This window comes from Cobetia sp., from assembly GCF_983723665.1.
In genome coordinates this window covers 1-1,723 of sequence record NZ_CFDJES010000117.1, presented here as the reverse complement: position 1 = coordinate 1,723, position 1,723 = coordinate 1, and the positions used below count along the sequence as shown (strand labels likewise).

Genomic DNA, 1,723 nt, shown 5'->3' with positions numbered 1-1,723 from the left:
GCGGGGTCTTCGGCACTGCACAGCGCCGAGACGACGGCGAGGCCGTCGGTGCCGCTGGTCATGACTTCGCCGGCATTGGCCAGCGAGATGCCGCCGATGGCGACCGTCGGCAGCGGGCTTGAGCGCACGAGCTGCGTGAGTCCCTCGATGCCCAGCGGCGCGGCATGATCCGGCTTGGTCGGGGTGGCATATACCGGGCCGAGGCCGAGGTAGTCGATGCGCTCGACATCGACGGCCTTGAGCTGCTCAAGCGTCTGGACCGACAGGCCGATCAAGGCGTCCTCGCCGAGACGGCGACGCGCCTCGACCGGGTCGCCATCGCTCTGACCGATGTGCAGGCCATCGGCGCCACTGGCCAGCGCGACCTCGATGCGGTCATTGATGATCAGCGGCACCTCGTACTCGTCCAGCAGCGCCTTGAGGCGGATGGCCTGGGCGATCATCTCCTCGTCGCTGGCATGCTTGTCGCGCAGCTGCACGACACTGACGCCGCCGCGCACGGCGGCCATCACGGTGGCTTCCAGGCCGCGCTCGGCGCACAGCGCGGGGTCGGTGACCAGGTAAAGGGATAGATCAAGTGACATCGGTCAGCTCCAGACGAGAGGCTAGCGGGGTGGAATCGGCGTCGAGAGTATACAGGGCATCCATGAAGCGTGGCACGAAGCTGCCCGGGCCTTGCGCCGACTGGCCCGCCGTCTCACCGGCCTCGGCGTAACAGGCCAGCGCGGCGGCGGTGGCGTGCAGGGCGTCGTCATGTCCGGCGAGGGAGGCGGCGAGGAAGGCGGCGACCACACTGCTCAGCGCGCAGCCCATGGCGGTGACGCGCCCCATCAGCGCATGGCCACCCTGCACCGTGATTTGCCGCTGGCCATCGGTGACGACATCGACACGACCGGTCATCGCCACCACGCAGTTCTGCGTGCGCGCCAGCGCGACGGCGGCCCGACTGGCGCGCTCCAGCGCATCCTCACCGTCATCGCCGCTGTCCACGCCGCGACCCTGATTCATCTCACCGGCCAGCGCCAGCACTTCGGAGGCATTGGCGCGAATCACGCTGGGACGATATTCCAGCAGCGCGCGGCACGCATACTGGCGCAGGCTGGAGGCGCCGATGCCGACGGGGTCCAGCACCCAGGGTTTGCCATCGCGGTGGGCGCACATCGCGGCCAGCTGCATGGCCTCGATCCAGCTGGGTGACAGCGTGCCGATATTGATCGACAGCGCCGCACTGATGGCGGAGATCTCCTGAATTTCCTGCTGCGCATGCGCCATCAGCGGCGAGGCACCGATGGCCAACAGGGTATTGGCGGTCGGCGTCATCGCGACGTGATTGGTGATGTTGTGCACCAGCGGCGTGGTCTGGCGCAGCTGATTCAGCAGGCTGCCGGGAGAAAGGGATGACGATGGGGTCATGGGATCTCGTGACTGGAGAAAGGAAGCATCAGCGCTCGAGAGTAAAAGCTGGCGCTGAAAGGTCAAGTGGCAAGGTCCGGCGCTGACGGTGGCGTGACGCGCTAGCTCTCTCATCTATCAAGAGTCGCGCAAAGGATAATAAATAATATCGTGGTTCTATAAACCTTGACGACAAGTCCATAAGATACAGTCTCTTACGGTCTTTTGTGTACGAGTCATCAGTCAAGGGTCACGCAGTGATACGGATAGGTCAGCGCGGTAGCGTCAGCAATACGAGCAGCAGTCACCTGGATATCGCTGGCAACAGCAG

2 protein-coding genes are annotated in these 1,723 nt (G+C 64.9%); both read right to left on the bottom strand.

The window, feature by feature from the left end; all coding sequences use genetic code 11:
- Window positions 1–584: thiamine phosphate synthase (gene thiE / locus AC4FAH_RS11370; protein ID WP_490246052.1), on the bottom strand; the 584-nt coding region annotated here is incomplete at its 3' end.
- Window positions 574–1,413, bottom strand: a complete 840-nt coding sequence (gene thiM / locus AC4FAH_RS11365) for a hydroxyethylthiazole kinase (protein WP_024952614.1) — start codon at window positions 1,411–1,413, stop codon at window positions 574–576. The genes thiM and thiE, both read right to left, overlap by 11 nt.
- Window positions 1,414–1,723 lie beyond the last annotated feature (310 nt).

Coding starts and splice junctions, on each gene's coding strand:
- thiM (WP_024952614.1), bottom strand. CDS start 1,413: ATGACCCCATCGTCATCCCTTTCTCCCGGCAGCCTGCTGAATCAGCTG.